Source organism: Pseudolysinimonas kribbensis (assembly GCF_039531715.1).
Taxonomy (GTDB): Bacteria; Actinomycetota; Actinomycetes; order Actinomycetales; family Microbacteriaceae; genus Pseudolysinimonas; species Pseudolysinimonas kribbensis.
The window spans coordinates 23,083-31,043 of sequence record NZ_BAAAQO010000005.1; the positions used below are offsets into that span (position 1 = coordinate 23,083).

Consider the following 7,961-nt stretch of genomic DNA (forward strand, 5'->3'; position numbering starts at 1 on the left):
AAGGAATCGACACAGCACATGGCAGATCACGGGACCCCCGGAACCGCCGTCGAGCGCCACGAGGAGCCGACGATGCCGGTCGGCACCGCCGTCGTCCTCCCGGACTCCGAGCAGATCCAGAACCCCGGCTTCCCGCCGTACCGGCCGCGGGTCAGCGACCTCGACCCGAAGAAGGCCCGGTCGAACGAGCGCCGGATCGCGCTGCTCTTCGCGGCGTCGATGGTCGGCAGCGTGTTCGCGATCGTCGCGTACATCGTCTTCCCGATCAACGCGAACGACCCGGGCTCCATCCGGCTCAACAACCTCTTCCTCGGCCTCGGCATCGCGCTGTCGCTGCTCGGCATCGGCATCGCCGCGGTGCATTGGTCGAAGGCGCTCATGGAGGGTCACGACCTCTCCGAGGAGCGGCACATGACCCGGGGCTCGGAGGCCACGCGCGCGTCGGCGGCCGAGGTGTTCCATCTCGGCAACAAGGAGTCCGGCTTCACCCGCCGCAAGCTCGTGCGCAACACGCTCATCGCGTCGCTCGCGCTCTGGCCGCTGCCCGGCATCATCATCTTCCGCGACCTGGGACCGGCCGATCAGGATGCCAACGACGTCCTGCGCCACACCATGTGGAAGGCAGGGACCCGGCTCACGAAGGACCCGAACGGGGTGCCGATCAAGGCATCGGACGTCACGCTCGGCTCGGTCTTCCACGTGATCCCGGAGGGTCTCGACGACCGCGAGGACGCGCTGGAGCAGAAGGCCAAGGCCGCCGTCCTCCTCATGCGCCTGAAGCCCGAGGACCTGCACGTCTCGAAGGGCCGTGAGAACTGGAACTACCACGGCATCGTCGCGTACTCGAAGATCTGCACCCACGTCGGATGCCCGGTGGCCCTGTACGAGCAGCAGACGCATCACCTGCTGTGCCCGTGCCACCAATCGCAGTTCGACATCACCCACGAGGCCGAGGTCATCTTCGGCCCCGCCAAGCGGCCCCTGCCGCAACTTCCCATCACGGTCGACAGCGAAGGGTACCTGGTCGCGCGCAGCGACTTCCACGAGCCCGTCGGCCCCAGCTTCTGGGAGCGTGACCACACGTGAGCGTCGACACCACCGCGCCGTCCGCGGCACCGGCGACCGTCGAGGACGACCAGCTGCCCCCCGGCCGCGGCATGCGGGTGACCAACTGGGCGGCCAACTACATCGACGAGCGCACCGGCATGTCCGGCCTCGTCAAAGAGCTCGGGCGCAAGATCTTCCCGGACCACTGGTCGTACATGCTCGGCGAGGTCGCGCTGTACAGCTTCATCGTCATCCTGCTCTCCGGCACGTTCCTGACGTTCTTCTTCCAGGCGTCGATGGCGGAGACCGTCTACCACGGCTCGTACGCGCCGCTCGAGGGCATCAAGATGTCGTCCGCGCTGTCGTCGACGCTGCACATCAGCTTCGACGTCCGTGGCGGGCTGCTGCTGCGCCAGATCCACCACTGGGCGGCGCTGCTGTTCGTGGCCTCGATCGGCCTGCACATGCTGCGCATCTTCTTCACGGGCGCGTTCCGCAAGCCGCGTGAGATCAACTGGATCGTCGGCTTCACGCTCTTCGTCCTGGCCATGGCCGAGGGCTTCACCGGGTACTCGCTGCCCGACGACCTGCTCTCGGGCAACGGCCTCCGCATCATCTACGGGATGGTCGAGGGCGTGCCGGTGGTCGGCACCTGGATCGACTTCCTGCTGTTCGGCGGCGAGTTCCCGGGCGACGCCATCGTCGGACGCCTCTACACGCTGCACATCCTGCTGCTGCCGGCGGCGGTGGTGGCGGCCATCGGCATCCACCTCGTGCTGCTCGTCGTCAACAAGCACACGCAGTTCGCCGGGCCGGGCCGGACCGAGAAGAACGTGGTCGGCGTGCCGATCATGCCGGTGTTCGCGGCGAAGGCCGGCGGATTCTTCTTCATCGTCTTCGGCGTCATCGCGGTCGTCGCGGCGACGGTCACGATCAACCCGATCTGGGACTACGGGCCCTACGACCCCTCCCCGATCTCGGCCGGCACGCAGCCGGACTGGTACATCGGCTTCGCCGACGGCGCCCTGCGTCTCGTGCCGCCGGGCTGGGAGTTCATGATCGGCCCCTACACGGTGTCGCTCAACATCCTGATCCCGATCATCGTGCTGGTCATGTTCCTCGTCGTCGTCGGCGCCTACCCGTTCTTCGAGGCGTGGATCACCGGTGACCAGCGCGAGCACCACATGACCGACCGTCCGCGCAACGCCCCGGTCCGCACGGCGATCGGCGCGGCCGGCGTCACGTTCTACGCGGCGCTCTGGGCGGCAGCGAGCTCCGACATCCTCGCGACGCACTTCAAGATGTCCGTGGAGTGGGTGACGCACATCATCCAGTTCGCGCTCATCGTGGGCCCGTTCATCGCGTACTTCCTCGCGAAGCGCATCTGCCTCGGCCTGCAGAAGAAGGACCGCGAGATCGCGCTGCACGGTTTCGAGTCCGGCCGTATCGTGCGCCTGCCCGGCGGCGAGTACATCGAGGTGCACCGACAGCTCTCCGAGTACGAGCGCTGGCGCCTGCTCACCTACGACGACTATCAGCCGCTCATGCTGCGCCCGAACGAGCGCGGCCGGATCACGAACGCCGCACGGCTGCGTGCCCGGATGTCGCGTTGGTTCTTCGAGGACCGGATCGCTCCCGTCACCAAGGGCGAGCTCGAGGCGTCGCACCAGCACGGCGGACACTAGCCCGCACCGTTGGTCGACTCGTCGCGAAGCGACGTATCGAGACCTCCCCTCGGAGGAGAGGAGGTCTCGATACGCGCCCGCCGCGCTACTCGACCCGCTCGCGCAGCTCCGCGTCGTCGGCGACGAACAGCAGGTCGCGACCCCGGTTGACCTCACGCACCCAGTCGCGGAAGGCGTCGCTGCGCGCGACGTACACCGAGACATCGCCGAGGATCACCAACCGGCGCCGGTAGTTGGCGAACTTCTGCGCCACCTCACCGGCCACGCCGCTCGAGAGCCGGAAGAAGTCGGGGTCCAGGCGCGCGACCGGCACCACGATCGTCTCCGCGCCACCCGGCACGAAAGTCGTGGCGATGAGGTCCATCGCGTCGTCCGCGGTGCGCAGGAGGGGACCGTCGAGCTCGAGCCGCAGGATCACTCCCCCACCGTACGATGCTGCAGGGCCGGTGACGTGCGGCGAGCCTGACCCTGCCGGTCGCTCAGGCCGCGTCGTAGGCCATGCCCATGGCCTCCCGCACCTCGGCGAGAGTGGCCTCTGCCAGCTCGTTCGCCCGGGCGTTGCCGCGGCGCAGGACGGCGGTCACCAGCGCCGGATCTTTCGCGAACTCGCGCCGGCGTGCCCGGTGCTCGGCCAGGAACGCGGTCACCACGTCGATCGTGAGCGACTTCAGGGCACCGCTGCCGCCGTCGCCGACCGTCTCCGCGACCTCGGCAGGTGTCGATCCGATGCACAGGGCCGCCGTGGAGAGCAGCCCCGCGACGCCGGGACGGGATACCGGGTCGTAGGCGATGCGCCGCTCGCCGTCGGTCACCGTGCGGCGGATGACGGCCGCCGTCTCGTCGTCGCTCAGCCCCAGTGCGATCGCGTTGCCGTAGCTCTTGGACATCTTGCGTCCGTCGAGCCCCGGGATCTCCGGCGTGTCGGTGAGGAGGGCGTCCGGCTCGGGAAAGACCGGGCCGTACCGCTGCGTGAAGCGCCGGGCGATGGTGCGCGTGAGCTCGACGTGCGGGAGGTTGTCCTTGCCGACGGGCACGAGATTGCCCTTGCAGAAGAGGATGTCGGCCGCCTGGTGCACGGGGTAGGTGAGCATGAGCCCACTCAGCGCGCGTCCCGACGCCGCATGCTCGGCCTTCACCGTGGGGTTGCGGTGCAGCTCCGCCTCGGTCACCAGGCTGAGAAACGGCAGCAGCAGCTGGTTCAACGCCGGCACGGCGGAATGGGTGAAGATCGTGGTTCGTTCCGGGTCGAGACCAGCGGCCAGGTAGTCGAGCACGGCGCCGCGCACGTGCTCCCGGACGTTCGCGGCCACATCGCGGTCGGTGATGACCTGGTAGTCGGCCAGGATCACGAACGTGTCGACACCGAGCTCCTGCAGTCGCACGCGCTCGCGGATCGTGCCCAGGTAGTGCCCGAGGTGCAGCGCTCCGGTCGGTCGCTCCCCGGTCAGCACCCGGAACGCGCTCGGATCGGCGACGATGCGCCGTTCGAGCTCCGGCATGCGCGCCACGGTGGCGGCGAATGAATCCATCGGTCGGTCCCCTCTTGAGATCGAAGGGCCGCACGGACGTCGCTTCCGTGACGATCACGGGCTGCCGGGCAGCCCGCGGACATGCGTCACTCGGCTGCTATCGCAGCCACCACCACGCGGAGCGGGTCGAACGCATCATGCGTCGACACTATCGTCTCGAGAGCGCCGGTCTCAGGCGAAAAGCCGGCGCATGTACTCCGCGCTCTCATGGAACCCGAGCCGGTCGTAGAAGCCCCCGGCACGGCGGCTCGCGACGGTCAGCTGCGTCACACCGCGTCGCTCGCACTCGGCTTCGACCGCACGCACGAGCGCCGTGCCCAGATCACGTCCCCGCGCCTTCTGATCGACGACGATCTCCTGCAGCTGAGCGGACGGACCGTTCGTCGACAGCAGCGGCACCACCGTCATGAGGGCGTAGCCGAGCACGCCCTCCGGCTCCTCGGCCACGAGCAGCACGACGGTCGGCTGCTCGCCCGCGAGATACGACGCGATCGTCGCCTCGAAAGCGTCCCGCTTCGGCGGGAAGGCATGTCCGAGCTGCGTGACGAGCTCGAAGACCGCGTCCTCGTCCCCCGGCTGCGCGGCGCGGATCATCAGCGTGCGAAGTTGTTGCGGTAGTACTCGTAGTTCCAGCCGACGATCGCGATCGCCGCCAGCGGACCGCCGAAGAACGACACCCAGGTGCCGATCGCGAGACCGAGGAAGACGAGCGTCAGACCGAGGCCGAGCGTGAACGGCCACCAGCTCCACGGGCTGAACTGGCCCATCTCGGGGTCGCCGTCGTCGACGTTCGCATCGGGGCGGTCCTGCGGCACATCGCCGCCCTGCGCGGAGCGAGTGCGCCCGATGTAGAAGGCGAGGAAGAACGAGAGCACGCCGGTCAGCGCCATGCCGACCAGACCCACCCACTCCGGCTTGCCCGTGTCGATGATCGACCACAGGACGTAGGCGATGTCGGCCGCCCAGAAGAAGGCGCCCAGGATCCAGAACAGGTTGGAGTTGGCGCGCACGCTACTTCACCTCGCCCTTCGCGGCGTCGATCACGGGGGCATCCGGTGCGTCGGCCGGCCCGGGCCCGATGCCGACCGGTACGCCCGCCTCAGGGTGGTGCAGGTCGAACGCCGGCGACTCGGACCGGATCCGCGGGATCGACGAGAAGTTGTGCCGCGGCGGCGGGCACGACGTCGCCCACTCCAGCGAACGCGCATTGCCCCACGGGTCGTCCACGTTGACCTTCGGCGCCCGGCGGGCCGTGACCCACACGTTCAGCAGGAACGGGAGCATGGAGATGCCGAGGATCACGGCGCCCACGGTCGACAGCTCGTTCATCCACACCACACCCGGGTCGGGCTGGTAGTTCGCGTACCGGCGCGGCATGCCGAGCACGCCGAGCCAGTGCTGGATGAGGAACGTGGTGTGGAACCCGATGAACAGCAGCCAGAAGTGGATCTTGCCCAGGCGCTCGTTCAGCATCTTGCCGGTCCACTTGGGCCACCAGAAGTAGAAGCCCGAGAACATCGCGAACACCACCGTGCCGAACACCACGTAGTGGAAGTGCGCCACCACGAAGTAGGTGTCCGAGAGCGGGAAGTCCAACGGCGGCGACGCCAGGATCACGCCCGTGAGGCCACCGAAGGTGAACGTCACGAGGAATCCGATCGCCCAGATCATGGGCGTCTCGAACGTGACGGAGCCGCGCCACATCGTGCCGATCCAGTTGAAGATCTTCACGCCCGTCGGCACCGCGATCAGCATCGTCATGAGCGAGAAGAACGGCAGCAGCACCGACCCGGTCACGTACATGTGGTGCGCCCACACCGTCACGGACAGGGCCGCGATCGAGATCGTCGCGTAGATCAGGGTCTTGTACCCGAAGATCGGCTTGCGACTGAAGACCGGGAACACCTCGCTCACGATGCCGAAGAACGGCAGCGCGATGATGTAGACCTCCGGATGCCCGAAGAACCAGAACAGGTGCTGCCAGAGGATGGCTCCCCCGTTGGCCGGGTCGTACAGGTGGGCGTCGAACACGCGATCCGCCCCGAGTGCGAACAGCGCCGCGGCGAGCACCGGGAACGCGATCAGCACGAGGATCGAGGTGATCATGACGTTCCAGCTCATGATCGGCATCCGGAACATGGTCATGCCCGGCGCCCGCATCGTGATGATCGTCGTGATGAAGTTGACGGCGCCGAGGATCGTGCCGAAACCGCTCATCGCCAGGCCGAAGACCCACAGGTTGCCGCCGAGGCCCGGCGTGAACGTCGTGTCGCTGAGCGGCGCGTAGGCGGTCCACCCGAAGGCCGCCGCCCCCTGCGGGGTGAAGAAGCCGCCGACCGCGATGAGCGAGCCGAAGAAGTAGAGCCAATAGGCCAGCGCGTTCAGCCGCGGGAACGCGACATCCGGAGCACCGATCTGCAACGGCATCGCGACGTTCGCGAACCCGGCGAACAGCGGCGTCGCGAACATCAGCAGCATGATCGTGCCGTGCATCGTGAAGAGCTGGTTGTACTGCTCGTTCGACTGCACGACATCCAGGCCCGGCGTGAACAGCTCCGCGCGGATGACCAGCGCAAGCACCCCACCGACGCAGAAGTAGACGAACGACGTGATCAGGTAGAGGTACCCGATCGTCTTGTGGTCGGTCGTGGTGATCCACTTGATGAAGATGTTGCCCTTGCGTTCGACCTTCGAGCCGCCGACCGTCTGCGTCTGGGTCGGCGTGAAGGTCGCGGGCCCCGCCGTCGTCGTCATGATCCCGATCCTTCGTTCTGGACGCGGCCGGATGTTCCCGGCAGGTTGGTGTCCGTGTTGTAGTCCGAGCCCAGGCGCCCGGTCTGCCCTGCGTCACGCAGCTTCTGCATCTGCGCGTCGAACTCGCTCTGCGAGACGACCTTGACCTGGAAGAGCATGTCGGCGTGATACTCGCCGCAGAGCTCCGCGCACTTGCCCTGATAGGTGCCGGTCTTCGTCGGGATGAAGTACATGTGGTTGGTCTGACCCGGGATCAGATCCTTCTTGTACAGGAAGTCGATGATCCAGAACGAGTGCGCGACATCCCGCGACTCCTCGTCGATCTGGATCCGCTTGTTGACGGGCAGGTACAGGGTCGGCAGCTTCGACATGTCGAGGCTCCCGTCCTTGTTCAGCCGGGCGGTCGCCTGCACCCCCGGCGAGTAGGTCTTCTCGTCGAGGTAGTTGAAGTCCCACGACCAGCGCTTGCCGAAGACCTCGATCTTCTGGTCGGGGTGGCCCGGGTTCGCCTCGATCTGCGCCTGGTCGCGCGCGGTGAAGGCGAAGAAGCCGATCACCAGGATCAGCGGCACGATCGTGTAGAAGATCTCGATCGGCAGGTTGTAGCGCAGCTGGACGGGGAGGCCGGTCTGGCCCTTGCGGCGGCGGTAGACGACGATCGCCCAGATCAGCAGGCCCCAGGTGAGAAGGCCGACACCCAGCAGCACGATCCACGAGGTGACCCAGAGGTCGGTCACCATCGCCGTGTGGTTGGTGGTGTTGCGGTCCCCGGGGAGGAACCCGTTCAGCTGCTGCTGCGTGCACCCCGCGAGCACCAGCGCTCCGGCTCCGAGGATGGGGAGCAGAGCCCAACGGGCAAGGCGCGAACGCCCGATCTGACGACGGCTGCTGCGCACTCGAGACCTCTCGGACGTCGGGATGATTCGCTTGCCAGTCTATAACGGCG

Annotated in this window: 8 protein-coding genes; 2 read left to right on the forward strand and 6 right to left on the reverse strand. The window is 67.4% G+C overall.

Going from position 1 to position 7,961, the window contains the following annotated elements; genetic code table 11:
• Nucleotides 1-18 precede the first annotated feature (18 nt).
• Both qcrA and qcrB read left to right on the forward strand, forming a co-directional pair.
• Nucleotides 19-1,086, forward strand: a complete 1,068-nt coding sequence (qcrA, locus tag ABD285_RS16385) for a cytochrome bc1 complex Rieske iron-sulfur subunit (RefSeq protein ID WP_344203612.1) — start codon at nt 19-21, stop codon at nt 1,084-1,086.
• Complete coding sequence (gene qcrB, locus ABD285_RS16390; protein ID WP_425565075.1) at nt 1,083-2,732, forward strand: cytochrome bc1 complex cytochrome b subunit; 1,650 nt, start codon at nt 1,083-1,085, stop codon at nt 2,730-2,732. Before qcrA ends, qcrB begins: the two co-directional genes overlap by 4 nt.
• An 85-nt stretch (nt 2,733-2,817) precedes the next feature.
• On the opposite strand, the gene ABD285_RS16395 is transcribed toward qcrB, so the two are convergent.
• From ABD285_RS16395 to ctaC, 6 genes are all read right to left on the reverse strand, one after another.
• The gene (locus ABD285_RS16395; RefSeq protein ID WP_284252103.1) at nt 2,818-3,150 is read right to left on the reverse strand and encodes a DUF4180 domain-containing protein; all 333 of its coding nucleotides are present in this window, start codon (nt 3,148-3,150) and stop codon (nt 2,818-2,820) included.
• Nucleotides 3,151-3,211: 61 nt separating this feature from the next.
• Nucleotides 3,212-4,261 (reverse strand): tryptophan--tRNA ligase, encoded by a 1,050-nt coding sequence (gene trpS, locus ABD285_RS16400; protein WP_284252105.1) that lies wholly within the window; start codon nt 4,259-4,261, stop codon nt 3,212-3,214.
• 171 nt (nt 4,262-4,432) lie between these two features.
• Nucleotides 4,433-4,855 (reverse strand): GNAT family N-acetyltransferase, encoded by a 423-nt coding sequence (locus ABD285_RS16405; protein ID WP_284252107.1) that lies wholly within the window; start codon nt 4,853-4,855, stop codon nt 4,433-4,435.
• Entirely contained in the window at nt 4,855-5,271 is a 417-nt protein-coding gene (locus ABD285_RS16410; RefSeq protein ID WP_284252109.1) for a cytochrome c oxidase subunit 4, read from the reverse strand. The genes ABD285_RS16405 and ABD285_RS16410 overlap by 1 nt, the downstream gene beginning before the upstream one ends.
• 1 nt (nt 5,272) lies before the next feature.
• Nucleotides 5,273-7,015, reverse strand: a complete 1,743-nt coding sequence (gene ctaD / locus ABD285_RS16415; protein WP_284252112.1) for an aa3-type cytochrome oxidase subunit I — start codon at nt 7,013-7,015, stop codon at nt 5,273-5,275.
• Nucleotides 7,012-7,911 carry an aa3-type cytochrome oxidase subunit II gene (ctaC, locus tag ABD285_RS16420; protein WP_425565076.1) on the reverse strand — a complete coding sequence of 300 codons (900 nt, stop codon included), beginning with the start codon at nt 7,909-7,911 and terminating at the stop codon, nt 7,012-7,014. The genes ctaD and ctaC overlap by 4 nt, the downstream gene beginning before the upstream one ends.
• Between the last annotated feature and the right edge of the window lie 50 nt (nt 7,912-7,961).

Bases quoted from the DNA above. Each gene is read 5' to 3' on its own strand.
- qcrA (WP_344203612.1), top strand. From the start codon at position 19: ATGGCAGATCACGGGACCCCCGGAACCGCCGTCGAGCGCCACGAGGAG.
- trpS (WP_284252105.1), bottom strand. From the start codon at position 4,261: ATGGATTCATTCGCCGCCACCGTGGCGCGCATGCCGGAGCTCGAACGG.
- ABD285_RS16405 (WP_284252107.1), bottom strand. From the start codon at position 4,855: ATGATCCGCGCCGCGCAGCCGGGGGACGAGGACGCGGTCTTCGAGCTC.
- ctaD (WP_284252112.1), bottom strand. From the start codon at position 7,015: ATGACGACGACGGCGGGGCCCGCGACCTTCACGCCGACCCAGACGCAG.